The sequence below is a fragment of the Microlunatus spumicola genome (assembly GCF_039536445.1).
GTDB classification, from domain to species: domain Bacteria; phylum Actinomycetota; class Actinomycetes; order Propionibacteriales; family Propionibacteriaceae; genus Microlunatus; species Microlunatus spumicola.
In genome coordinates, this window is sequence record NZ_BAAAYR010000001.1 from 975,180 (window position 1) to 997,639 (window position 22,460).

Annotated in this window: 25 protein-coding genes; 16 read left to right on the forward strand and 9 right to left on the reverse strand. The window is 74.4% G+C overall.

The genetic code is table 11. The features are described 5' to 3' along the window. Positions 1-36: 36 nt before the first annotated feature. The gene (locus ABD665_RS04425) at positions 37-1,059 is read right to left on the reverse strand and encodes an asparaginase domain-containing protein (RefSeq protein ID WP_204912053.1); all 1,023 of its coding nucleotides are present in this window, start codon (positions 1,057-1,059) and stop codon (positions 37-39) included. Between the two features lie 173 nt (positions 1,060-1,232). Here ABD665_RS04425 and ABD665_RS04430 point away from each other — a divergent pair, with 173 nt between their 5' ends. From ABD665_RS04430 to ABD665_RS04455, 6 genes are read left to right on the forward strand one after another with little or no spacing between them, the layout of a single operon-like run. After that, positions 1,233-2,498, forward strand: coding sequence for an MFS transporter (locus tag ABD665_RS04430; protein WP_204912052.1), 1,266 nt, complete (start codon positions 1,233-1,235; stop codon positions 2,496-2,498). Positions 2,499-2,530: 32 nt separating this feature from the next. Further along, positions 2,531-3,148, forward strand: a complete 618-nt coding sequence (locus tag ABD665_RS04435) for an isochorismatase family protein (protein WP_204912051.1) — start codon at positions 2,531-2,533, stop codon at positions 3,146-3,148. Next, positions 3,145-4,176, forward strand: coding sequence for an amidohydrolase family protein (locus ABD665_RS04440; RefSeq protein ID WP_204912050.1), 1,032 nt, complete (start codon positions 3,145-3,147; stop codon positions 4,174-4,176). The genes ABD665_RS04435 and ABD665_RS04440 overlap by 4 nt, the downstream gene beginning before the upstream one ends. Beyond that, positions 4,173-5,672 carry an aldehyde dehydrogenase family protein gene (locus ABD665_RS04445; protein ID WP_204912049.1) on the forward strand — a complete coding sequence of 500 codons (1,500 nt, stop codon included), beginning with the start codon at positions 4,173-4,175 and terminating at the stop codon, positions 5,670-5,672. Before ABD665_RS04440 ends, ABD665_RS04445 begins: the two co-directional genes overlap by 4 nt. 43 nt (positions 5,673-5,715) lie before the next feature. Further along, positions 5,716-7,065: an amidohydrolase family protein gene (locus tag ABD665_RS04450; RefSeq protein WP_204912048.1), complete on the forward strand. Its 1,350-nt coding sequence runs from the start codon at positions 5,716-5,718 to the stop codon at positions 7,063-7,065. Between the two features lie 59 nt (positions 7,066-7,124). After that, positions 7,125-8,861, forward strand: coding sequence for a CocE/NonD family hydrolase (locus ABD665_RS04455; protein ID WP_204912047.1), 1,737 nt, complete (start codon positions 7,125-7,127; stop codon positions 8,859-8,861). Positions 8,862-8,907: 46 nt separating this feature from the next. On the opposite strand, the gene ABD665_RS04460 is transcribed toward ABD665_RS04455, so the two are convergent. The 4 genes from ABD665_RS04460 to ABD665_RS04475 all read right to left on the reverse strand — a co-directional run bounded on the left by ABD665_RS04460 (position 8,908) and on the right by ABD665_RS04475 (position 11,868). Continuing rightward, positions 8,908-9,780 (reverse strand): aldo/keto reductase, encoded by an 873-nt coding sequence (locus tag ABD665_RS04460; RefSeq protein WP_204912046.1) that lies wholly within the window; start codon positions 9,778-9,780, stop codon positions 8,908-8,910. A 7-nt stretch (positions 9,781-9,787) separates the two neighbouring features. Then, complete coding sequence (locus tag ABD665_RS04465) at positions 9,788-10,414, reverse strand: alpha/beta hydrolase (protein ID WP_204912045.1); 627 nt, start codon at positions 10,412-10,414, stop codon at positions 9,788-9,790. Continuing rightward, the gene (locus ABD665_RS04470) at positions 10,411-11,376 is read right to left on the reverse strand and encodes a VOC family protein (RefSeq protein ID WP_204912044.1); all 966 of its coding nucleotides are present in this window, start codon (positions 11,374-11,376) and stop codon (positions 10,411-10,413) included. The genes ABD665_RS04465 and ABD665_RS04470 overlap by 4 nt, the downstream gene beginning before the upstream one ends. Positions 11,377-11,511: 135 nt before the next feature. Beyond that, positions 11,512-11,868, reverse strand: coding sequence for a DUF3099 domain-containing protein (locus ABD665_RS04475; RefSeq protein WP_204912043.1), 357 nt, complete (start codon positions 11,866-11,868; stop codon positions 11,512-11,514). A 167-nt stretch (positions 11,869-12,035) separates the two neighbouring features. Here ABD665_RS04475 and ABD665_RS04480 point away from each other — a divergent pair, with 167 nt between their 5' ends. Both ABD665_RS04480 and ABD665_RS04485 read left to right on the forward strand, forming a co-directional pair. Then, positions 12,036-12,290 carry a hypothetical protein gene (locus ABD665_RS04480; RefSeq protein ID WP_204912042.1) on the forward strand — a complete coding sequence of 85 codons (255 nt, stop codon included), beginning with the start codon at positions 12,036-12,038 and terminating at the stop codon, positions 12,288-12,290. After that, positions 12,287-12,505 carry a hypothetical protein gene (locus ABD665_RS04485; RefSeq protein ID WP_204912041.1) on the forward strand — a complete coding sequence of 73 codons (219 nt, stop codon included), beginning with the start codon at positions 12,287-12,289 and terminating at the stop codon, positions 12,503-12,505. The genes ABD665_RS04480 and ABD665_RS04485 overlap by 4 nt, the downstream gene beginning before the upstream one ends. 25 nt (positions 12,506-12,530) lie before the next feature. Here the strand turns inward: ABD665_RS04485 and ABD665_RS04490 are convergent, their stop codons facing one another. Both ABD665_RS04490 and ABD665_RS04495 read right to left on the reverse strand, forming a co-directional pair. Beyond that, entirely contained in the window at positions 12,531-12,725 is a 195-nt protein-coding gene (locus ABD665_RS04490) for a DUF5302 family protein (protein ID WP_204912040.1), read from the reverse strand. Beyond that, complete coding sequence (locus tag ABD665_RS04495) at positions 12,673-13,329, reverse strand: TetR/AcrR family transcriptional regulator (RefSeq protein ID WP_204912039.1); 657 nt, start codon at positions 13,327-13,329, stop codon at positions 12,673-12,675. The genes ABD665_RS04490 and ABD665_RS04495 overlap by 53 nt, the downstream gene beginning before the upstream one ends. 88 nt (positions 13,330-13,417) lie before the next feature. On the opposite strand from ABD665_RS04495, the gene ABD665_RS04500 reads away from it, so the two are divergent. From ABD665_RS04500 to ABD665_RS04520, 5 genes are all read left to right on the forward strand, one after another. Then, on the forward strand, positions 13,418-14,116 hold the full coding sequence (locus ABD665_RS04500) for an alpha/beta fold hydrolase (protein ID WP_204912038.1): 699 nt from the start codon (positions 13,418-13,420) through the stop codon (positions 14,114-14,116). An 80-nt stretch (positions 14,117-14,196) separates the two neighbouring features. Further along, positions 14,197-15,702, forward strand: a complete 1,506-nt coding sequence (locus ABD665_RS04505; protein WP_204912037.1) for a cytosine permease — start codon at positions 14,197-14,199, stop codon at positions 15,700-15,702. Next, on the forward strand, positions 15,699-16,436 hold the full coding sequence (locus ABD665_RS04510; protein WP_204912036.1) for a GntR family transcriptional regulator: 738 nt from the start codon (positions 15,699-15,701) through the stop codon (positions 16,434-16,436). The genes ABD665_RS04505 and ABD665_RS04510 overlap by 4 nt, the downstream gene beginning before the upstream one ends. After that, on the forward strand, positions 16,417-17,466 hold the full coding sequence (locus ABD665_RS04515) for an ADP-ribosylglycohydrolase family protein (protein ID WP_204912035.1): 1,050 nt from the start codon (positions 16,417-16,419) through the stop codon (positions 17,464-17,466). The genes ABD665_RS04510 and ABD665_RS04515 overlap by 20 nt, the downstream gene beginning before the upstream one ends. Then, positions 17,463-18,413: a PfkB family carbohydrate kinase gene (locus ABD665_RS04520; RefSeq protein ID WP_204912034.1), complete on the forward strand. Its 951-nt coding sequence runs from the start codon at positions 17,463-17,465 to the stop codon at positions 18,411-18,413. The genes ABD665_RS04515 and ABD665_RS04520 overlap by 4 nt, the downstream gene beginning before the upstream one ends. A 10-nt stretch (positions 18,414-18,423) precedes the next feature. Here the strand turns inward: ABD665_RS04520 and ABD665_RS04525 are convergent, their stop codons facing one another. Continuing rightward, a complete protein-coding gene (locus ABD665_RS04525; RefSeq protein WP_204912033.1) occupies positions 18,424-19,425 on the reverse strand; it encodes a substrate-binding domain-containing protein in 1,002 nt (333 codons plus the stop codon). Between the two features lie 84 nt (positions 19,426-19,509). Here ABD665_RS04525 and ABD665_RS04530 point away from each other — a divergent pair, with 84 nt between their 5' ends. Further along, positions 19,510-20,568, forward strand: a complete 1,059-nt coding sequence (locus ABD665_RS04530) for a Gfo/Idh/MocA family oxidoreductase (RefSeq protein WP_204912032.1) — start codon at positions 19,510-19,512, stop codon at positions 20,566-20,568. Then, the gene (locus tag ABD665_RS04535) at positions 20,565-21,350 is read left to right on the forward strand and encodes a TIM barrel protein (protein WP_204912031.1); all 786 of its coding nucleotides are present in this window, start codon (positions 20,565-20,567) and stop codon (positions 21,348-21,350) included. Before ABD665_RS04530 ends, ABD665_RS04535 begins: the two co-directional genes overlap by 4 nt. A 37-nt stretch (positions 21,351-21,387) precedes the next feature. On the opposite strand, the gene ABD665_RS04540 is transcribed toward ABD665_RS04535, so the two are convergent. Next, the gene (locus ABD665_RS04540; RefSeq protein WP_204912030.1) at positions 21,388-21,843 is read right to left on the reverse strand and encodes a BLUF domain-containing protein; all 456 of its coding nucleotides are present in this window, start codon (positions 21,841-21,843) and stop codon (positions 21,388-21,390) included. Between the two features lie 97 nt (positions 21,844-21,940). Between ABD665_RS04540 and ABD665_RS04545 the strand changes: the two genes are divergently transcribed. Further along, positions 21,941-22,444, forward strand: a complete 504-nt coding sequence (locus ABD665_RS04545; RefSeq protein WP_204912029.1) for a mycothiol transferase — start codon at positions 21,941-21,943, stop codon at positions 22,442-22,444. The last annotated feature ends 16 nt before the right edge of the window (positions 22,445-22,460 follow it).

Genomic DNA, 22,460 nt, shown 5'->3' on the forward strand with positions numbered 1-22,460 from the left:
CCGTCAGCCCTGGTCCCACAGACTAACCACGCGTGATCATGCACCGGCCCCGCGCGCCCCGCGCCGACGGAACTCGTCGGCGACGGTCGACCGGTCGCTCCCCGCGCCGAGCAGGCAGCCGAGCAGGATGCGGGCCTTGCGCGGGTCGAGCCACCCGGCCAGGACCGCGCCGCGGCCGATCAGGTCGGACTCGGAGCCGGGGAAGCCGTACGTCGACGTGTACGTCGTGCCCGCACCGGTGCGCGTGGCGACGACGACGGGCCGCCGGGTGGCGACCTCCTCCACCACGTCCGCCAGGCCGCGCGACAGGTGCCCGACGCCGAACCCCGCCAGCACCACACCGTCGCAGCCGGCGTCGTCGACGACCCGGAGCAGGCGACCGTCGTCACCCAGGAACGTCTCGAGCAGCGGCACGAGCAGCGGGCCCGTCGGCAGGTCGCCCGTCAGCGGAGCCGGCCGGGACGGCGGTCCACCGAAGGTCACCCCTCCCTCGTCGACGTAGCCCAGCGGACCGAAGGACGGGGAGCGGAACACGTCGGGACCGCTCGACCGGGTCTTGCGCACCCGGGCGGCCGCGTGGACCTGGTCGGCCAGGACCACCAGCACCCCGCGGTCCCGGGCGCCGGCGCTCGCCGCCGTCACCACCGACGCGGACAGGTTCGCGGGTCCGTCGGCGCCGGGCGCCTGGGCCGCCCGCATGGCTCCCGTGACGACGAGCGGGGCCGACCGGTCCCAGTAGAGGTCGAGCAGGTAGGCGCTCTCCTCGATGGTGTCGGTGCCCTGCACGACGACGACCCCGTCGGCGCCGGCGTCGACGGCGTCGCGGGCCCACCGCAGCACCCCCAGGAGGTCGGTCAGCTCGAGGGAGGCGCCGGGAACGGTGGCCAGGGTCGTGGACTCGACCTCCACGTGGGCGATCCCGGGCACCGAGCTGAGCAGGTCGGCCGCGCTCAGGGACGGGACCACACCTCTGCCGTCGGAGCGGTCCGAGGTCATCGTGATGGTCCCGCCGAGCGAGGCGACGGCGACGCGGCGCGGGTCGGGCAGCTGCTGGCTCATGGCCGGGCCTTCCTGGACATCGGGGGGACGCGGGCGGGTCCTGCGCGGCGGTGCGCAGACGACCCACGGCCGTTACGTCGTCGTCATCGTGCTCTGCCTACGCTGCAGCACGCGTCGTTGACATATCGCATGATGCATTCTATAACATCCAGGACGCAACAACGGAGGTCCACGTGAGCAGCTCAGCCCCCTCGTCCACCGAGAAGGACGCGCCGACCCTGGCGCGGCTCCCGATCGGCATCGCCCTGTTCACGTTCGTCGTGCTCGGGCTCTCCTACATCACCAATGCCGCCGACCGGCAGGTCTTCCCCGTCCTGCTGCCGGCCATCCGGACCGAGTACGGCTTCTCGCTCGGCGAGGGCGGCCTGCTCTCGACGATCTTCACGCTGGGCATCGGGCTGGCCGGCGTCCCCGGCGCCTACCTGCTCAACCGGTTCTCGCGGCGGGCGGTGATCGTGGGCGGGATCGTCATCTACTCCGGCTTCACCGCGCTGACGGCGGTCTCGGTCGGGTTCGCCGACATGTTCGCCTACCGCGCGCTCTCGGGCGTCGGCGAGGCGATCCAGAACGCGGCCCTCTTCGCGGCCGTCGGCGCGTACTTCTTCAAGCGGCGCGCGCTCGCGATCGGCAGCCTGAACTTCTGCTACGGCGTGGGCGCCTTCCTCGGCCCGCGGCTGGGGGCCCAGTTCGCGGCCGGCAGCGGCTGGCGCACGCCGTTCTACGTGTACGCGATCGCGGGCTTCGTGATCGCCGCGATCATCCTCGTGGTGGTCAGCAAGCGGTTCACCGAGCAGGTGGAGCCGCTGGGCGACGTGCGTCCCGAGGTGGCCGCGAACGTCCCCGAGAAGGTCTACAACCGCAACGTCGTCGTGCTGATGGTCGTCGCGGCCATCGCCGGCGTCTCCCTCTACGGCTACCTCGGCCTCTACCCCACCTACCTGCAGACCGAGCTGGGCTTCACCGTCGTGGAGGCGGGCAAGGCCGCCGGCATGTTCGGGCTCGGCGCCCTGATGGGCATCCCGGCCGGCCTGCTCGGCGACCGCTTCGACCAGCGCTGGATCCTGATGGGCTCGTTGATCGCGGCCAGCGTCGTCGGCTACGTCCTGTTCCACGGCCCCACCACGCCGGGCTGGCAGTCGCTGCTGTCCTTCCTCACCGGCGCCACCGGCAGCGGCCTGCTCTTCACCAACACCTACTCGGCGATGCAGCGGGCCGTCCGCCCCGAGAAGGTCGGGCAGGTCTCGGGCGCCTTCGTCACCAGCTGGTACCTGCCCTCGGCCCTGGCCGGCTACCTCTTCGCCCTGCTGCAGAACCACCTCGGCTGGGGCGGAGCGAGCCTCGTCCAGCTGAGCCTCGTGCCGCTGGTCGGCGTGGTCGCGCTGATCTTCCTCGACACCCGCAGGTTCACGACGGCCAGGCCGGCCGCCACCCACCACTGACCGGGACCGGACCGCCCACCCCGAAGGGACGCATGACTCTCCCCGCGCTCGACCCCGCCCGCACCGCGGTCGTCACCATCGACATGCACCGCGGCCACCTCGACCCGGCCGTGGCCACCATGCCGCTGCCCGCCGAGGCCGCCGCCCGGGTCACGGCGGCCAACGCCGTGCTCGTCCGGGCGGCGCGGGCGCGGGGCGTCCCCGTCGTCCACGTCGTCACCGGCTACCACGACGTCTCCGAGATCGCCTCCAACCCGTGGTGGGCGGCCGTCGCCGGCACCGACGCGACGCGGGCGAACGTGCTCAACCACCAGCTCCCCGGCAGCCCCGGGCTGGAGGTGATGCCCGACCTGCTGGAGCAGGGCGACGTGGTCGTCACGGGCAAGAAGCGCTACGACTGCTTCGCCGCCACCGACCTCGACCACGTGCTGCGCTCGCGCGGGGTCTCGACGCTGCTGATCACCGGCGTCAACACGAACTCCTGCGTGCTGGCCACGACGGTCGCGGCCAACACCCGCGACTACGCCGCCGTCGTCGTCGAGGACTGCGTCGACACGATGGACCGGACCCTGCATGAGCCGGCCCTCGCCGTCCTCCGGCAGGCCTTCGGCTGGGTGGCCACGCTCGACGAGACGGTCGCCGCGCTGTGACGACACCACCGCCGCGGGTCGTCGACACCCACAGCCACGTCATCCCGCCGCAGCTGGTGGCGGCCATGGAGGACGGCCGGGCCCCGGACGGCATCACGCTGGACCGCAGCGGTGCGACGCCGTGGGTCGTGCACCGCCAGGGCTACCGCTACCCCCTGCTGCCCGGCTTCCACGACGTGGGCGCCCGGCTCGAGGCGATGGACCGCGACCAGGTGACGGTGTCCGTGCTGTCGGTCGCTCCTCCGCTCTTCCTCTACTGGGTGGACGCGGCGGAGGCCCTGGCGTCCAGCCGGCTGGTCAACGACGCCGTCGCGGCCATGGTCGGTGAGCACCCGGACCGGTTCGCCGGTCTCGCCACCCTGCCGATGCAGGACCCGGACGCCGCCGCGGTCGAGCTCCGCCGCGCGGTCACCGAGCTGGGGCTGCGCGGGGCGCAGATCGGCCCGCACGTCGAGGGCGTCCCCCTGGACGACCCGTCCTTCCGGCCCGTCCTGCGCGCCGCCGCCGAGCTCGACGTCCCGCTCGTCCTGCACCCCTACTACGTCGGCGCCGCCACCGGCGAGCTCGCCGACTTCTACCTCACCAACCTGCAGGGCAACCCGTGGCAGACGGCCGTCAGCGCGTCGCGGCTCATCCTGTCCGGGACGCTCGACGAGCTGCCCGGACTGTCGCTGGTCCTGGTGCACGGCGGGGGCCACCTGCCCTACCAGATCGGCCGGCTCGACCACGGACACCGCGTACGGCCCGAGGCCGCGACGCCGCAGCACCCGCCGAGCGCCTACCTGCGGCGCTTCCACTACGACAGCCTCACGCACGACCTCGACGCCACCCGCTGGCTGATCGAGAAGGTCGGGGCCGACCGGGTCATGTTCGGCACCGACTACCCGTTCGACATGGCCGGGGGGACGTACGCCGAGCAGCTCGCCGGCGTGCCCTCCGGCTCCCCCGTCATCCCCACGGTCGGGTCGGTGACCGCCGACACCCTCTTCCGGCTGCAGCCCCCGCACGAAGGAGCGTCCCCCGCGTGAGCGAACCCGAGGTGCTCCTGCACGTCGACGGCACCGACCGTCCCGGCGCGACCGGCGCGACCTTCGCCGTCGTCGACCCCTTCAGCGGCGCCCACGTGGCCACGGTCGCGGAGGCCACGGCCGGCGACGTCGACGACGCCGTCGCGGCCGCGCGCCGCGCGTACGACGACCAGCGCTGGCGCGGCCAGGCCCCCCGCGACCGCGCCCGCGTGCTCAACCGGGCCGCCGCGCTGCTCGCGGACCGCATCGACGACCTCGCCGCCCTCGAGACCCGGCAGATCGGACGGCCGCTGCGGGAGATGCGCGCGCAGCTGCGCCGGCTGCCGGAGTGGCTCGAGTACTTCGGGGCCGTCGCGCAGACGGCCGAGGGCACCGTCCCCGACTTCGGGCACGGCCACCTCAACGTCGTGCGCCGCGTCCCGCTCGGGGTGGCCGGGCTGATCACGCCCTGGAACCACCCGCTGCTGATCACCATGAAGAAGCTGTCCGTGGCGCTGGCGGCGGGCAACTCCATCGTGCTCAAGCCGAGCGAGCTCGCCCCCGTCGTGCCCGGGCTGCTCGTCGGGCTGCTCGAGGAGGCCGGCGTCCCCGGCGGGGTCGTCAACGTCGTGCACGGCTTCGGCCGCACGACCGGTCGGGCGCTGTCCGAGCACCCGGGCCTGGCCAAGATCGACGTCACCGGCGGCACCGAGACCGGCCGGGCCATCGCGGCCCACGCCGGCCGGTCGCTGATCCCCGTCACCGCCGAGCTCGGCGGCAAGGCCCCGGTGATCATCCTCGACGACGTCGACCTCGACGTCGCCGTGGCCGGCGCGCTGTTCGCCGCCTTCGTCGCCACGGGCCAGACCTGCGTCCAGGGGTCCCGGCTGCTGGTCGCCGAGGCGGTGCACGACCGGTTCGTCGCCGCCCTCGTCGCGCGTACGGAGGCGCTGCGGCTCGGCGACCCGATGCAGGCCGGTACGCAGGTCGGGCCGCTGGTGTCCGAGGCGCAGCGCGACAAGACCGTGCAGGCCGTCGAGCGCGCGGTGGAGCAGGGCGCGACCGTCCTCGCCGGGGGCGCGGTGCCCACGGCGCCGGACCTGTGCCGCGGCTGGTTCTACCCGCCGACCATCCTGGGCGGCGTGACGTCGGAGATGGACATCTGGACCGAGGAGGTCTTCGGCCCGGTGACGCTCGTGCGGTCGTTCACCGACGACGCGGACGCCGTCCGCCTCGCGAACGACGCGCAGTTCGGTCTCGCGGCCTCGGTCTGGACCGCCGACACGGCCCGGGCGCTGCGGGTCAGCGAACAGCTCGACATCGGGATCGTGTGGGTCAACGACCACCACCGGATCGACCCGTCCTCCCCCTGGGGCGGGTTCAAGGACTCCGGTCTCGGCTCCGAGAACGGGCTCGACGCCTTCCACGCGTACACGCGGGCCCAGAGCGTCGTCGTCAACACCCAGCCGCCGGGGCCGGACTGGTTCGGCACCACGTCGGACCTGCGCTACTCCTGACCGTCCGTACGCCCACCCCTACCGTCCAGCCCCAGGAGGCCCCATGCCCGACGTCGATCTCCTCGTGGTCGGCGGCACCGTCGTCAGCCCGAGCGGGCGCTCGCGGACCAACGTCGCCGTCCGGGACGGCCGGGTCGTCGCGGTCGGACCCGACCGACCGCAGGCGGACGAGGTCGTCGACGCGACCGGGCTGCTCGTGCTCCCCGGCGGGGTCGACACCCACGTGCACCTGATGGACCCGGGTGCGCCCGACCGCGAGGACTTCCCCTCCGGCACCGCGGCGGCCGCGGCCTCCGGCGTGACGACGATCCTGGAGCACACCCACGGCCGGCCGGTCCGGACCGTCGCGGACCTGCACGCCAAGGTCGACCACCTGCGCGACCGCTCGTACGTGGACTTCGGGCTGGCGGCGCACGCGTGGCCGGGCGAGGACGCGGCGGTGGCCGACCTGTGGGCGGCCGGCGTCGCCTTCTTCAAGGTCTTCACCTGCACGACCCACGGCGTGCCGGGCCACAGCGCCGCGGCGCTGCGGACCCACCTGCGGGCCAGCGCCCTCGTCGACGCGGTCAGCCTGCTGCACTGCGAGGACGAGTCGCTGACCGAGAGCGCCGAGGCCGTCCTGCGCGCCGAGGGGCGGACGGACGCCGGCATCCTGCCCGAGTGGCGCAGCCTCGACGCCGAGCTGGTCGCCGTGGCCGTGGCCTCCCTGCTGGTCCGCCGCACCGGCGCCCGCGCCACCGTGGCCCACGTCAGCAACGCCGAGGCGGCCGGCTACCTCGCCGCGGAACGCGCCCGCGGTGCCCGGCTCGCGGCCGAGGGCTGCCCGCAGTACTTCCTGCTCCGCGAGGAGGAGGTGCACCCGCACGGGGCGCTGCGCAAGTTCACCCCGCCGGCGCGCGCCCGCACCGACGACGACGAGGCCCAGCTGTGGCGGCTGCTCCGTCAGGGGACGCTCACGCACATGTCGAGCGACCACGCCCCCTCGACGCTGGAGCAGAAGGCCGACGGCGACATCTGGTCGGTGCACTTCGGGCTGCCGGGCCTGGACAGCACGATGGCCGTGCTGCTCGACGCGGCCGCGCGGGGGCACCTCGCGTACGAGGACGTGGTCCGGGTCTACAGCGAGGCGCCCGCCAGGACGTACGGGCTGTGGCCGCGCAAGGGCCGGCTCGCGCCGGGCGCGGACGCCGACCTCGTGCTCGTCGACCCGCACGCGCGCCGCACGCTGCGGAACGCCGACGTGCTGTCGAAGGCCGGCTGGACGCCGTTCGACGGCCGCGAGGTCACCGGCCGGGTCGTCTCCACCTACCTCCGCGGTCGGCTCGTCGCCACCGACGGGCGCCCGGTCGGCGAGCGCGGCGGCACGTTCCTGCCCGGCGCCGGCGCCCGCTGAACCCGGTCCAGCCCCGCACCCCTCACCCCCGCCCGACCCCACGAGAAGAAGGAGGGCCCATGCCCGAGACGAAGTCCGAGGTCCGTGACGGGATGCGCGTCGACTGGGACGTGCAGATCCCGGCCGACGACGGCACCCTGCTGGCCGCCGACGTCTACCGCCCCGACGACGACGGACCGCACCCCGTCCTGCTGGCGATGTGCCCCTACCCCAAGGGCGTGGCGTTCCAGGAGGCGTACGCCAACCAGTGGAAGGCGCTCGCCGGCGACCACCCCGAGGCGCTCGAGGGCTCGACGAACGCCTACCAGTCGTGGGAGTACCCCGACCCCGAGCAGTGGGTCCCCCACGGCTACGTCCTCGTCCGCGTGGACAGCCGCGGCACCGGCGGCACGCCCGGCGAGATCGACTTCTTCTCCCCGCGGGAGACCAAGGACCTCTACGACGCGATCGAGTGGGCCGGCGCGCAGCCGTGGAGCAACGGCAAGGTCGGGCTGAGCGGCATCTCCTACCTCGCCACCAACCAGTGGCAGGTCGCCGCCCTGAACCCGCCGCACCTCGCCGCCATCGCCCCCTGGGAGGGCGCGGCCGACTACTACCGCGAGTACACCCACTCGGGCGGCATGATCTCGGAGTTCATGCCGAACTGGATGAAGGCGCAGGTCATCCCCTTCCAGCACGGCAACCCCGACGGCCTGGTCAACCCGAACAACGGCCGTCGCGTCACCGGTGACGTCGAGGTGCCCGCCGACGAGCGGGAGCGGCTCCGGATCGACCCCGGCGCGACGTTCCTCGAGCACCCGCTGGCCGACGACTTCTACGCCGACCGCACGGCCCGGCTCGAGGACATCACCGTGCCGCTGCTGTCCTCGGGCAACTGGGGCGGCGTCGCGCTGCACCTGCGCGGGAACACCGAGGGCTACGTCCGGGCCGCGTCCGAGCAGAAGTGGCTCGAGGTCCACGGCTACGAGCACTGGACGGAGTTCTACACGCCGTACGGCCGCGACCTGCAGCGCCGCTTCTTCGACCACTTCCTGAAGGGCGAGGACAACGGCTTCGACACCCACCCCCGGGTGCAGCTCCAGGTCCGTCACCCCGACCACTTCGAGGTGCGCCACGAGGACGAGTGGCCGCTGGCCCGGACGGTGTGGACGCCATACCACCTGGACCTCGCGAGCCGGGCCCTGGGCACCGGCGTCCCGGGGGCCGCCGCGTCGACGTCGTACGAGCCGCGCAAGACCCGGCTGCAGCTGCGGACCGCGCCGTTCACGGAGCCGACCGAGATCACCGGCCCGGTGGCTCTGAAGCTGTTCGTGAGCTCCGCGACCAGCGAGGCCGACCTCTTCGTGACGCTCAGCCTGTTCCGTCCGGACGGGACGGAGGTCCTCTGGTCCTCGGCGATGGAGCCCAAGGCGCCGCTGACGCAGGGGTGGCTGCGCACGACGCTGCGGAAGACGGATCCGGCGCGGAGCCTCCCCCACCGCCCGTGGCACACCTACGACACGCACGAGCCGCTGACGCCGGGCGAGGTCTACGAGGTCGACGTCGAGGTCTGGCCGACGTGCATCGTGATCCCGGAGGGCTACGTGCTGGGCCTCACGGTCGAGGGCACCGACTACGACCACGGGCTGCCCGACCCGAAGTACCACTACGGCCGGCCGCAGACCGGCAGCGGGCCCTACTGGCACGAGTACCCGGGCGACCGCGACCGTCCCGAGCTCGACGGCACCGTGACCCTGTGGTCGGAGCCCGGGCGCGAGCCGTACCTGCTGCTGCCCGTCGTGCCGCCGAAGGCCTGACGACGACGCTCCCGGTCGGGCCTCGTGCCCGACCGGGAGGGCGTCCTCACACGAACAGCGGCGCCATGCCCCACTGACGCTCGAGGTCGGCCATGACGTCCTCGTCCGGGCGCTGGGCGCCGTTCGCGAAGACGTGCTCGGCGGCGTCGAGGACGGTGGGCAGCACGTGGATGTCGCCGACGGTGTTCAGGAAGACGTCGGGACGGCCCAGCACCCAGGCGACGGCGGTCTCGATGGCCGCCGGGTCCTTGAGCGGCTCGTACCAGGTCGCGGCGTGCTGCTCGGCGCCCTCGGACCAGGGCGCCTTGGTGATCGCCTTGATCGTCTGCACCGCGACACCGCGCTGGGCGCACTCGGCGACGAGGGCCTCGAAGTCGTCGAGGTAGGCGGTGTTCCGCGACATCGGGAAGTTGTAGGGCAGCAGCACCGAGCTGAAGTCGAAGCGCTCGAGCGAGCGGAGGTGCTGCCGGGCGACGGTCACGCCGTGCCCGGTGACGCCGATGTGGCGCACCAGGCCCTCGTCCCGGGCGCGGACGACGGCCTCGAGGACGCCGCCGGGGGCGTACGCCTGCTGCCACTCGGCCTCGTCGACGAGGTTGTGCAGCTGGATCAGGTCGACCTGGTCGACGCCCATGCGCTCGAGGGACTTGTTGATCTCGACCCACGCGGCCTCGGCCTCGCGCTCGCCCGTCTTGGTGGCGAGGAAGACCTCGTCGCGGTGGTCGGCGAGGAAGGGCGCCAGCCGCAGCTCCGCCTCGCCGTAGCTGGCGGCCGTGTCGACGTGGTTGAGGCCGTGGCTGCGGACGACCTCGAGCGTCGCGTCGGCCTCGTCCTGGGTCACCTCGGACAGCGCGGCGGCGCCGAAGATGACGCGCGTGCTCGCGTGGCCGGTGGAGCCGAAGGGCAGCGTGGAGATCATGCGGCGATTATGCGCCGAGGAGCTCCCGGACCTGCGGGAGGACGCCCGGATCGATCTGGTGGCCGCCCGGGTGCGGGAGCTCGACCACGTCGGCGCCGCGCTCACGGAGCTGGCCGACCAGCGTGGCGGTGAGCGCGGCCGGGATCATCGGGTCGCGCCGCCCGTTCGACACGACCACAGACGTGCCGGCCAGGTCGACCGCGGGCGGTTCGGCGAACGGGACCATCGCCGAGAGCAGCACGGCGCCGCGGAGCAGCCCGGGCCGCCGCAGCAGCAGGGCCGACGCGATGTTCGCGCCGTTGGAGAAGCCGACGGCGACGAGCGCGCCCGGGTCGACCCCGTACGCGGCCCCGGCCGTCTCGACGAACGCCGCGAGCGCGTCGGCCCGCCGCCGGAGGTCGTCCTCGTCGAAGACGCCCTCGCGCAGCCGCCGGAAGAAGCGCGGCATGCCGTTCTCCAGCACCGAGCCACGGACGGAGAGGACCGCCGCGCCGGGGCTCAGCAGCCCGCGCAGCGGCAGCAGGTCGCGCTCGTCGCCGCCGGTCCCGTGCAGGAGCAGCAGAGGCGGCCCGGCGGCGGACGGCTCGGCCGGCAGGAAGACGTGCGGCCGGTCGAGACCGGCGTCGTCGCTCACGCCGCCGACGGTCGTCCCGCGGGGTCGAGCCGCAGCGGCGGGAGCGCGCGGGCGATCTGCTCGCGGTCCGGCTCCAGCCACGGTGGCAGCTTGAGGTGCCGACCGAGCTCGAGCAGCGGCTCGTCGACGGCGAAGCCGGGCGCGTCGGTCGCGATCTCGAACAGCACGCCGCCGGGCTCGCGGAAGTAGATCGACCTGAAGTACTGCCGGTCGAGGATCTGCGTCACCCCCACGCCGCGCTCCAGCAGCTCCTGCTGCCAGACGGTCATGGTCTCCAGGTCCGGTGCGCGGAACGCGACATGGTGCACGGTGCCGCCGGCCTGCAGGCCCCGCTCGCGCACGCCGCCGGCCACGTCCACGAGGGCACCGGCGCCGCCGCCGGCCATGCCGAAGCGGGCCCGGTCGGCACCCTCGCCCGTCACGGACATGCCGAGCAGGTCGGTGAGCATGGTCGCGGAGGGGTCGAGCAGCCGCTCGGAGAGCGTGACGGCGTGCAGGCCGCGGACCGCGTGGTCGGCGGGGATGTCGGCGACGCCGTCCCAGCCGGAGCGGTGGTCGCCGTCGGAGGCCACGAGGTCGACGACCATCCCGTTCGGGTCCCGGAACGTCAGCAGGTCCTCGTCGTCACGGCTCGTGAGGGCGTCGGTGTCGACGTCCAGACCGGTGAGGCGCTCGTGCCACCAGCCGAGCGACGTGCCGGGAACGCTGAACGCGGTGGTCGTGGTCATCCCGGCTCCCTGGCGGCCCTTCGGCACGCCGGGCCAGGGGAAGAAGGTCAGCAGGCTGGACGGGCTGCCCTGCTCGTCGCCGTAGTAGAGGTGGTAGCTGTCGGGGGCGTCGAAGTTGACGGTCTGCTTGACCAGCCGCAGCCCGAGCACGCGGGTGTAGAAGTCGACGTTCGACTGGGGGTCACGGGCGATCGCCGTGACATGGTGGATGCCGTGGGGTTCGACCTGGGTCATGGGCGCCTGGCTCCTCGGTGAAGGGAGGTCCTTCGTACCACCGGTGCTCCCTCGGCGCTCCTCACGTGCACGGGCGGCACCGCCTCGTGCACGGACAGCACAGGGCCGGGGTCGCCGGCCCCGGCGGGGCGACGGTCAGGCGCGGGGCGTACCGGCCAGGCGCTCGCCCTCGTCCTCGATGACGACACCCTCGACGTACTCCGGCTCCGGGCCGGTCGTCAGCTGGCGGGCGTCCTCGGGCGCGCTCGCGGTCGGCTTGCGCAGGCCCGTCTCGTTGGCCTGGTTGGCCAGCAGCACGCCCATGTACGGCAGGAACACGGCGCCGGCGAACATGACCCACTGCAGCCACCCGTGCGCGACCGTCACCGCGAGGATGAAGCACGCCGTCCGGAAGGCCATCGTGATCGTGTAGCGACGGATCCGCTGAGACGTGTCGACGCTGGCGCCGGCACGCGCGGTGGTGATGCTCGAGGTGGTCGGGTGGGCGGACATGGCAGACCTTTTCGTCGTCGAACGGTGTGTGCTTCGTGGGGTTCTCGCCCTGATCAGGACACCTTTGACAACGTCGTCACAGGCATGTTTAGTCCTTTGTTCGGCCCGGCGCGACCCGCTGGACGCGGTAGACCAGACCCGTTCTGGTATTCGAACAGGTGTTCGTCGTGACCTACGATCGTGCCGTGGGCTACCACCCGGTCGAACCCTCTGCCCAGCACGTCTGGGTCCGCGCCACCGGCGAGCACGGCCAGCCCGTGGCCGGGGTGGTCGTGGCCTGGCAGCACGCCCCGCTGCACAACGTCGGCGGGTCGGCCTGGCAGGCCCTCGTGGCCACCACCCCTTTCGACGACGCCCTCGTCGTGAGCTGGGTCGACGCGACCCGGCTGCTCGAGCTGCGCGACCCGGCGCCCCGGCCGTGACCACGCCGGCACCCGCCCACCGCCACGTGTGGGTCGACTGCAGCGGCGGCTACACCTGCCCGGGGCTGGTGATGGCCTGGCGCCGCGACCCGTCGGGCTGGCAGGCCCAGGTCGCGCTGGTCCGCCACACGACCGTCTTCGTGCAGTGGACCCCGGCCTCCGCGCTCCACCCGGTCGTGGACGACGGCTGGGACCCGACCCCGCGCCGCCCGTGACCGGAGCCCGTACGTGGGGACGGGCCTAGCCGGTCTTGCGACGGAACGTGCGCTTGGTCTCGACCCGGCCGTGGGCGTGGCCCGGGGTCTGGCCACCGTCGAGGTGGTCCTCGCCGTGGCGGGCCTTCTTGGCGTCGAGCGCCTCGCGGAACCGGCGCTTCGTCTCCTCAGCGGGGTTCTCGGCGGTCGGCTCGGGGGTCTCCGGCTCCTGGGTGCTCATGGGCGCCATTGTGTCCCCTGGCCCCAGCGCCGGTGCCCCCACCACCCGCGGCCGGGCCGGCGAGCTCGACCGCCGCGAGGAACTCCCGGAACGCCCGGTCCGTGCGCACGGCGTCGCCGGTGGCGTCGAGGTCGACCAGCAGCCCGCGGATCACCGCCAGGACGAGCGTGGCGAGCTCCGGGCGTCCGGCGGTCGCCAGCCCGACCCGCAGCGGCTCCAGCCAGTCCGTCGTCGCGACGCGCCGGAAGCCCGGCCAGAGCTGCTGCTCCGCGCTCTCGCGCAGCGGGTTGAACATCCGCACGTACGGCAGCCCGGGCGGGCCGGTCATCGAGGTCCAGGCCCGTAGCAGCGTGGTCGCGTACGGCTCCCCGGGTCGCGGCGCGAGCAGCTCGGTGAACAGGGCGACCTGGCGTTCGCGGGCGCGCCCGAGGACCGCCCGCAGCAGGCCGTCGCGGGTGCCGAAGTGGTAGACGAGCACCCGCGCCGAGCTGCCGCTCGCCCGGACGAAGGGGTCCAGCCGGTCCGGCAGGCCGTGCGCCAGGGCGTGGTCGGTGCAGGCCTCGAGCAGGCGCTCGCGGATCTGCGGCTGCGGTCGTCGGCCCACATCCGTGATCTTTTCGCGTAACAGACGCTACGTCTACCGTCCTTCAGGAGAGCTCGGCACAGGGCAGTCGGACGAGGAGGAGCGGGCGATGAGGGTGGTCTTCGTGCACGGGGCGTGCGTGCGGGACGGGTCGTGGTGGTGGCACCGGACGGCGGCGCTCCTCGAGGAGCGCGGGGTGACGAGCGTCGCCCCGGCGCTGCCGAGCTGCGGCGAGACCGGGGAGGCGGCCGGGACCGACGGCCCCGGGCTCGCCGAGGACGTGGCCGCCGTACGTGCGGTGCTGGAGGACGGCGACGAGCCGACGGTGGTGGTCGCGCACAGCTACGGCGGCATCGTCACCGCCGAGGCCGCGGCCGGGGTAGGGGCCGTGCGCCACCTCGTGCTCGTGTCGAGCTACCTGCCCGAGGTCGGGCAGAGCCTGTCCGACTTCGGCCCGCCGGAGCCGGCCCCCTTCCTCGACGTCGACCCCGTCGCCGGGACGTTCCGGGTCCGGCCGGACCGGCTGGTGGAGACGTTCCTGCAGGACTGCGACGCCGAGGTGCGGGCGCAGGCGACGGACCACCTGGCCCGCCAGAGCGTCCGGGTGACCGGCCAGCCGGTCTCCGCGGCGGCCTGGCACGACGTGGCGACGACGTACGTGGTCTGCACCGAGGACCGCGGGACGTCGGCCGAGCGGCAGCGGGCGTACGCCGAGGCGGCCGGCCGGGTGGTGGAGCTGCCAGCCGGACACCACCCGTTCCTCTCCCGGCCGGCCGACGTTCGCGACCTGTTGCTGCACATCTCCTGAGAGTTCGCCGACAAGTTCTTGGGCAGCGGCTATCGTTCGAACAGGTCCATACAGGTTTCGCGGACGCTGGCGAGGTGGCGATGACGGGCACGACGCACGAGGTGCTGCGCACCCCCGAGGAGGACCGGCCGGACCGGGCGCCGTCGGGCGTCGAGGCGAACGGCCTCAACGTCATCCCGGAGGCGGAGCGGCACGGCCGGCCCGCCCAGCTCTTCTGGCCGTGGTTCGCCGCGAACGTCTCGGTCCTCGGGCTCAGCTACGGCTCGTTCGTCCTCGGCTTCGGGGTGTCGTTCGTGCAGGCCACCGTCGTCGGCGTGGTCGGCATCGTGCTGTCGTTCCTGTTCTGCGGCTTCGTCGCCGTCGCCGGCAAGCGCGGGTCCGCCCCGACGCTGGTGCTCAGCCGCGCGGCCTTCGGCGTGCTCGGGAACCGGCTGCCCGCCGCCGTCTCCTGGATCCTCACGGTCGGCTGGGAGACGGTCCTCACGGTGCTCGCGACCCTCGCCACGGCGACGGTGTTCGAGCGGCTCGGCTGGGCCAGCGGGACACCGACGAAGCTCGTCGCCCTCGTGGTCGTCGCCGCGCTGGTGATCATCGGCGGGGTCATGGGGTTCCGGGTGATCATGCGGCTGCAGACCGTGATCACGGTCGTCACCGGCGTCCTGACGGTGGCGTTCATCCTGCTGTCGACCTCGCACGTGGACCTGGCCGCGGTGGCCGCCGTGCCGGCCGGCTCGACCCAGTCGGTGATCGGCGCCCTGGTGTTCGTGATGACCGGCTTCGGCCTCGGCTGGGTGAACGCGGCCGCCGACTACTCGCGCTACCTCCCCCGCACGGCGTCGGGCCGGGGCGTGGCCGGCTGGACCACCTTCGGCGCGTCCGTCGCCCCGGTCGTGCTGCTGGTCTACGGGCTGCTGCTGGCCGCCTCGTCGGAGACGCTGAGCACCGCGGTCGCCGCCGACCCGGTCGGGGCGCTGGCCGACCTGCTGCCCACCTGGTTCCTCGTCCCCTTCGCCCTCGTCGCCGTGCTCGGGCTGGTCGGGGCCTCGGCCATGGACATCTACTCCTCCGGCCTCTCGCTGCTGGCCGTCGGCGTCCGCCTGCCCCGCTTCGCCGCCGCGCTCGTCGACGGCGTGCTGATGGTCGCCGGCACGGTCTACGTCGTCTTCTTCGCGAGCGACTTCATCGGCCAGTTCATGGGCTTCCTGATCACCCTCGGGGTGCCGATCGCCGCCTGGTGCGGGGTCATGCTCGCCGACGTCGCCCTGCGGCGGCGCCCGTACGCGGAGGCGGACCTCTTCGAGCCGCGCGGCCGCTACGGCGGGGTCCGGGCCCTGCCCGTCCTCACGCTCGTGGTCGCGACCCTCGTCGGCTGGGGGCTCGTCACCAACGCCAGCGCCGGGTGGCTGGCCTGGCAGGGCTACCTGCTCGGCCCGCTGGGGCTCGGCGGGCGGGACGGCGCGTGGGCGTACGCGAACGTCGGCGTGCTCACCGCCCTGGTGGTCGGCTTCGTCGTGACCCTCCTGGCCTCCCGGGCCCGCGTCCGCGAGCAGGAGGCCGCCTCCCCGACCGTCGGGGCGCGCGCGTGACGAGCCCGGTCCCGCTGAGCAAGCCGGACGCGGTGCGGGAGCGCATCGTGGCCGAGATCCTCTCCGGCGAGCTGGCCCGCGGCGAGCGGCTGCCCGGGGAGCACGCGCTCGCCAGCCGCTTCGAGGTCAGCCGCGCCACCGTGCGCCAGGCCCTCGCCGAGCTGCAGCGCCGCGGCTACATCGCCACCCAGCCCGGCTCGGGCTCGTTCGTCACCTACGACGGCCGCGACATCGCCCCGACCCAGAGCTGGTCGGCCGAGTTCGCCGCGCACGGGCTCACCGCCACGTCCCGCATCCTGCGCTTCGAGGTCACCGACGTGCCCGAGCTGTCGGACTGGCTCGAGCTGGCGTCGCCGACGTTCCTCGCCGTCGACCGTGTCCGGGTGGTCGACGGCACGCCGGTCTCGCTGGAGTGGAGCCGGCTGCCCCACGGCCCCGAGATCGCCGACCTCACCGAGGAGGGCCTCGTGGACGGCAGCCTGACCACGAGCCTGGAGCGGCGCGGGCTGGTCGTCGACCGCTTCGAGGAGTGGGCCAAGGTCACGCTGCTCGGCGCCGCCGAGGCCGAGGCCCTCGAGCAGAAGGTCGGCGAGCCCTGGCTGCAGCTGTTCTCCGTCGGCCGGAACACGGCCGGCGAGGTCGTCGAGTTCGTCACCAGCTGGCTCGACCCGTCGCACTTCCACCTGCACCACGACAGCGCGAGGAGCACCGATGATGAGCACCGAAGCGCCTGAGGCCACGGCCACGGACCGCACCTGGCTGACCGCCAGGGCCGACCGTGCGCAGGCGGCCCTGCTCGGGCTGGCCATCGGCGACGCCCTCGGCATGCCGACCCAGTACCTGCCGCGCGGGACCGTCGACCACCTCTACGGCGGGCTGCGGTGGTTCGAGCCGGGGCCCGACGCGAACGACATCAGCCGTGGGCTGCCGGCCGGCCGCGTCACCGACGACACCGACCAGGCGCTGATCGTGGCCCGCGCGCTGCTGGCCGGGGGCGGGCACGTCACGCCCGGCCTGCTCGCGCGCGACCTCCTCGACTGGGAGGCCCGCATGCAGGCGACCGGGTCGCTCGACCTCCTCGGCCCCTCGACCAAGCGGGCCCTGAACGCGCTGGCCGACGGGGCGGACCCGTCCGAGTCCGGCCGCTGGGGCGACACCAACGGTGCGGCCATGCGGATCACCCCGGTCGGCCTGATGCTCCCCACGGTCCCACTGGCCCGGCTCGTCGACCGCGTCACCGAGGTCTGCGCCGTCACCCACAACACGGGCGTGGCCATCGCCGGCGCGGCGGCCGTCGCGGCCGCCGTGAGCACCGGGGTGGAGGGCGGGACCTTCGACGACGCCCTCGACGCCGCCGTCCTGGCCGCACGGCAGGGCGCCCGGCGGGGCGCGTACGTCGCCGGCGCCGACGTCGCCACCCGGATCGTCTGGGCCGTGGACACCGTCCGCGCGGCCCGTTCCGAGGCGGCCGCGCTGGACGCGGTCTCCTACCTCGTCGGCACGGGCATCGCGACCCAGGAGTCGGTCCCGGCCACCTTCGCGCTGGTGGCGCTCGCCCCCGAGGACCCCTGGCGCGTCTGCCTGGCCGCCGCGAACCTGGGCGGCGACAGCGACACCGTCGCCGCGATGGCCGGGGCCGTGGGCGGCGCGCTGAACGGCACCGCCGCCTTCCCGGCGGAGGCGGTCCGCCTCGTGACCGCCGGCAACGACCTCGACCTCCCGCCCCTCGTCGCCGGGCTGCTGGCGCTTCGGGACGCCGCGTGAGCGCTGCCCGGCTGGTGCTCGTCGGCGGGGTCCTCGTGGACGTCGTCCTCTACGTGCCGCACGTGCCCGCGGCGGGCGGGGACGTGCTGGCGTCCGACGCGTCGGTCACGACGGGCGGGGGGTTCAACGTCCTGGCCGCGGCCCGCCGCCAGGGCCTGGCCGTCACCTACCTCGGCCGGCACGGCACGGGCCGCTTCGGCGACCAGGCGCGCGCCGACCTGGCCGCCGAGGGCATCACCGTCGGGCAGCCGGTCTCGACCGAGGGCGACACGGGTTTCTGCGTCGGCCTGGTCGACGCCGACGCGGAGCGGACCTACGCGACGCACACCGGGGTCGAGGGCGGCCTCACCCGGGCGCACCTCGACGGCCTCGCGCTCGAGCCGGACGACGCGCTCTGGCTGTCCGGCTACGACCTGGCCTACCCCCACGGCCCGCTGGTGGTGCCGTGGTTCGCGGGGCTGCCGGCCCACCACCGGACGTTCTTCGACCCCGGGCCGGTCGTGGCGGGGCTGGACCCGGCGATGCTGAAGGCGGTCCTCGGACGGGCCGACTGGGTCTCGCTGAACGTGGCCGAGGCGCGCACGCTCACCGGGTGCCCGGACGCCGGCAGCTCGGCGCGGCACTGGTCCCGTGCCCTGCCGCTCCCCCGGGCCGGGGTCGTCGTGCGGGACGGGGCCGCGGGCTGCTGGGTGGTGGAGGCGGACCGTCCGGCAGAGGTCCGCCACGTCCCGGTGCCCCTGGGTCCGGTCACCGCGCGGGACACGAGCGGCGCCGGGGACTGCCACCTCGGGACCTTCGCCGCGGCTCTCGCACGGGGCGAGGAGCCGACCGCTGCCGCACGGTGGGCGAACGCGGCCGCCGCGCTGTCGGTGCAGCGCGTCGGGTCCGCCACCGGGCCCACGTACGCCGAGGTCGCCACCGCCCTCGGGTGCGGGCGCGCAGGCTGAGGGCGTCCGTTCAGCGCGACGGGTCCGGCGGGCCGGTGCTGCCGCGGACGACGAGGCTCGGCGCGACCAGGTCCTCGCGGGCCGGCGGCGCCGGGTCCTCGACGCGTTCGACGGCGCGGAGCACGGCCAGGCGGGCCAGGGCGTCGACGTCCTGGCGCACGGTGGTCAGCCGCGCCCAGCGCGACCGGGCCACCGGGCTGTCGTCGTAGCCCACGACGCTCACGTCCTCGGGCCAGCGGCGCCCGGCCTGCTGCAGCACGTCCATCAGCCCGACGGCCGACTGGTCGTTGAACACCACCAGCCCGGTCGGCAGCGGGCCCTCGGCGAGCAGACGCCCCGCGGCCGCGGCCCCGTCGTCCTCGGTCAGGCCGCCGCCGGTCGTCACGGCCGGACCGCGCCCGGCACCGTCGACCGCCGTCGCGAAGCCGCGGCGGCGTTCGTCCGCACCCGCGGCGGCCCCGCCGTCGACGTGCACGAGCCGCGCGTGGCCGAGGTCGAGCAGGTGCCGGGCGGCGAGCGCCGCGCCGGCGACGTCGTCAGTGCGGACCACGTCGACCCCGGCGGCGCGGGTCCCGCGCGCCACCGCCACGACGGGCACCGTGGCGGCCAGCCGGGCAAGCGCTGGCTCGCCCAGGGCGCTGCCGAGCAGCAGGAGCGCGTCGCAGCGCAGCGCGAGCAGGTCCGCGACGGCCTCGTCCTCGTCCCGGTCGCCCGTGGTCCCGCTCAGGGCGAGCTCGTGGTCGTGCGCGGCGGCCGCGCGGTAGAGCCCGGCGAGCAGGTCGGCGTGGAACTCGTGGCCGAGCGCGAAGGTCACGCCGAGCACGCGCGTCCGGCGCCGGCTCAGCAGCCGGGCGCGGCGGTCCGGCGCGTAGCCCAGCTCGGCCGCGGCCGCCTTCACCCGCGCCCGGGTCTGCTCGCTCGCGCCCGGGACGTCGCGGAAGACGATCGAGACCAGCGCGCGCGAGACCCCGGCGCGCTCGGCCACGTCGGTCATCGTCGGCCTGGCGTCCACGCGCCCACCCTAGGGCGCGGGAGTTGACGTGGGTTCCGTCTCGACGGTAGAACTAGCGCGCTCTAGTCGTCGAAGGAGACCGCCATGCCCACGCTCCCCCCGCCCGTCCGTCTCGGCCTGATCGGGGCCGGCCGCATCGGCACCTCGCACGCCCGGGTCATCGCCGAACGCGTCCCCGGGGCGGTCCTCGCGGCCGTCGCCGACGCGCGTCCGGGCGCGGCCGCCGCGCTGGCCGAGGGCTACGGCGCGAGCGCGTACGACGACCCCCAGGCGCTGATCGACGACCCCGGCGTCGACGCCGTGGTCGTCACCGCCTCGTCGACGGCGCACACCGACCTGATCGTCGCGGCCGCCGGGGCGGGCAAGCCGGTCTTCTGCGAGAAGCCGGCCTCGATGACCCTGGCGGAGATGGACCGGGCCCTGGCCGCGATCGACGCGGCCGGCGTGACGCTGCAGGTCGGCTTCAACCGCCGCTTCGACGCCGGGTTCGCCGCCGCGCACGCCGCGGTCGCCGCCGGCGCCGTCGGCCAGGTGCAGCTGATGCGCTCGCTCACCCGCGACCCTGGTCTCGCTAACCCCGCCGCGGTGCCGCCGTGGACGGTCTTCACGCAGACGCTGATCCACGACTTCGACACCCTGCTGTGGCTCAACCCCGGCGCCAGCCCGGTCGAGGTGTACGCGACGGCGGACGCCCTCGTCGCGCCGGCGTACAGGGACGCCGGCCTGCTCGACACGGCCGTCGTCGTCATCACCTTCGACAACGGCGCCCGGGCGGTGGCGGAGGCGAGCTTCTCGGCGGCGTACGGCTACGACGTCCGCGCGGAGGTCTTCGGCTCCGGCGGGATGGTCACGGTCGGCGACCAGGCACGCTCGAGCCTGCGGACGTACGGGGCGGCCGGCGTCGCGAGCGAGACCGTGCGGGGCGACGTCGAGCTGATGATCGACGCGTACACCGGCGAGTTCGTGGAGCTCGTCGCCTCCGTCCGCGAGGGCCGGCAGCCGAGCGTGACCGGTCACGATGCCCGGCGCGCCCTCGCCGTGGCGCTCGCCTGCGTCGAGTCGGTCCGGGCCCACGCCCCCGTCGCGGTCACCGAGGCCGGGCTGCCCGGCGCCGTCCCGGTCGCGGGGGCGGTCGGCGCATGAGCACCCCGTTCACGCTGACCGTCTGCGCGGAGATGGTGTTCACCGAGCTGCCCCTCGTCGAGCGGGTGCGGCGCATCGACGCGCTCGGCTTCGGCGTGGAGATCTGGGACTGGACGACGAAGGACGTCGACGCGCTCGTCGCGACCGGGGCCCGCTTCTCCTCGATGACCGGCTACGTCCGCGGGACGCTCATCGACCCCGAAGGCGCCGACGCGCTGCTGGCGACCGCGGCGGAGTCGATCCCGGTCGCGAAGCGGCTCGGGATCCCGCGGCTGAACCTGCACGGCACGGGCCTGGGCGAGGGCGGCCTGCCCGTGCAGCCGGTCGAGGTCGTGACCGGCCCGATGTGGGTCGCCGCCGTCGACACGCTGCGCCGCGTGGCGGCCCTCGGCGCGGAGCACGACGTCGTCTTCTGCCTCGAGAACCTCAACACCGCGGTCGACCACCCGGGCGTCCCCTTCGCCCGCGCCGAGGACACCCTGGCGCTGGTCGAGGCGGTGGGCAGCCCGCACCTGCGGATGATGCTCGACCTCTACCACGCCCAGATCGGCGAGGGGAACCTGATCGAGCTCTGCCGCCGCGCCGGCGCGGCGATCGGCGAGATCCAGGTCGCCGACGTCCCCGGCCGCTGCGAGCCCGGCACCGGCGAGATCAGCTACCCGGCCGTCGCCCGGGCGCTCGCCGGCATGGGTTACGCCGGCGTCGTGGGCCTCGAGGCGTACGCGGCCGACGGCGACAGCGAGCGCGCGCTGCGGCGGTTCCGGGAGGCGTTCACCTTCTGAGCGCGCTCCCGGGACGGACCCGCGGTGCGTGCGGCGCTCAGCCCCCGAACAGGCCGAGCGCGCGGCTCCCGTGCACGACGGGCCGACCCTCCGGCCCGGACGGGCGCAGCCGGACCAGCAGCTCGTCCACAGCCCAGGGGACGTTCTCGGCGGCGTCCTCGAACAGCGCGGTGCAGCCCGGCTCCCGGAACGGCTCCTCCGCGAGGTCCCGGAACGCCATCGTCCAGGTCGGGAACTGCCGCAGCAGCCGACGGCGTTCGCCGACCGTCCGCACCTCCCGGTGCCGCGCGTCGCCGGCGATGCGGGCGTACAGGTCGCGCACCACGCGCTCGTCCCCCTCGAGCAGCTGCAGGAACCGGCTGTCGCGGTAGAGGAGCATCCCCGTCACGCGGGCGTCGTCGTTGCGCGTACGGGACTGCTCGAGCAGGTCCACCAGCGCCTCGTGGGCGAGGGGCCGCACCGCGGCGCTGGAGTAGACGAGCTGGAAGACCATGGCTCGAAGGGTACGGCAGTCCTGAGATTTTCATGAGGAAAGCCTGAGAGCCACGTCGGAGACCGACGGCGGCTCGGTCGGACGCGAGACTGACGGCATGACCCGCACCGACCTGCCGACCGCCTGGGACGAGCGGTCGACGCTGCTCGCGATGCTGCAGTACACCCGCGACACGGCCGTGGAGAAGTGTCGCGGGCTCGACGCGGCGGGTGCCTCCGCGGCCCCGTTGCCCGGGTCGCCGCTGATGAGCATCGGGGGCGTGGTGAACCACCTGCGCTGGGTCGAGCACTCCTGGATCGAGAACCGCTTCGTGGACGGCCCGGACCTGGGGCCGTGGACCGACGAGTCGCCCGACCAGGAGTTCGTCGACGGGGCGACGCTGCCCCTGGCCGACGTCCTGGCGGGCTACGCCGAGCAGGCGCGGCGGACCGACGCCCTGCTGGAGGGGCTGGACCTCGACGACCGCTCCGCCTCCCCGCTCAGCACCGGGGAGCACCCCACCCTGCGCTGGGTGCTGCTGCACCTGGTCGAGGAGAACGCGCGGCACAACGGCCACCTCGACGTCCTGCGCGAGCTGCACGACGGCACCACCGGCGACTGAGCGCGCGCGGCCACGG

Excerpts from the sequence above, each read along its gene's own strand:
- ABD665_RS04435 (WP_204912051.1), top strand. The coding sequence starts at position 2,531 with ATGACTCTCCCCGCGCTCGACCCCGCCCGCACCGCGGTCGTCACCATC.
- ABD665_RS04500 (WP_204912038.1), top strand. The coding sequence starts at position 13,418 with ATGAGGGTGGTCTTCGTGCACGGGGCGTGCGTGCGGGACGGGTCGTGG.
- ABD665_RS04535 (WP_204912031.1), top strand. The coding sequence starts at position 20,565 with ATGAGCACCCCGTTCACGCTGACCGTCTGCGCGGAGATGGTGTTCACC.
- ABD665_RS04490 (WP_204912040.1), bottom strand. The coding sequence starts at position 12,725 with ATGAGCACCCAGGAGCCGGAGACCCCCGAGCCGACCGCCGAGAACCCC.
- ABD665_RS04515 (WP_204912035.1), top strand. The coding sequence starts at position 16,417 with ATGAGCACCGAAGCGCCTGAGGCCACGGCCACGGACCGCACCTGGCTG.
- ABD665_RS04460 (WP_204912046.1), bottom strand. The coding sequence starts at position 9,780 with ATGATCTCCACGCTGCCCTTCGGCTCCACCGGCCACGCGAGCACGCGC.
- ABD665_RS04470 (WP_204912044.1), bottom strand. The coding sequence starts at position 11,376 with ATGACCCAGGTCGAACCCCACGGCATCCACCATGTCACGGCGATCGCC.
- ABD665_RS04475 (WP_204912043.1), bottom strand. The coding sequence starts at position 11,868 with ATGTCCGCCCACCCGACCACCTCGAGCATCACCACCGCGCGTGCCGGC.
- ABD665_RS04450 (WP_204912048.1), top strand. The coding sequence starts at position 5,716 with ATGCCCGACGTCGATCTCCTCGTGGTCGGCGGCACCGTCGTCAGCCCG.
- ABD665_RS04455 (WP_204912047.1), top strand. The coding sequence starts at position 7,125 with ATGCCCGAGACGAAGTCCGAGGTCCGTGACGGGATGCGCGTCGACTGG.
- ABD665_RS04530 (WP_204912032.1), top strand. The coding sequence starts at position 19,510 with ATGCCCACGCTCCCCCCGCCCGTCCGTCTCGGCCTGATCGGGGCCGGC.
- ABD665_RS04545 (WP_204912029.1), top strand. The coding sequence starts at position 21,941 with ATGACCCGCACCGACCTGCCGACCGCCTGGGACGAGCGGTCGACGCTG.
- ABD665_RS04540 (WP_204912030.1), bottom strand. The coding sequence starts at position 21,843 with ATGGTCTTCCAGCTCGTCTACTCCAGCGCCGCGGTGCGGCCCCTCGCC.
- ABD665_RS04505 (WP_204912037.1), top strand. The coding sequence starts at position 14,197 with ATGACGGGCACGACGCACGAGGTGCTGCGCACCCCCGAGGAGGACCGG.
- ABD665_RS04425 (WP_204912053.1), bottom strand. The coding sequence starts at position 1,059 with ATGAGCCAGCAGCTGCCCGACCCGCGCCGCGTCGCCGTCGCCTCGCTC.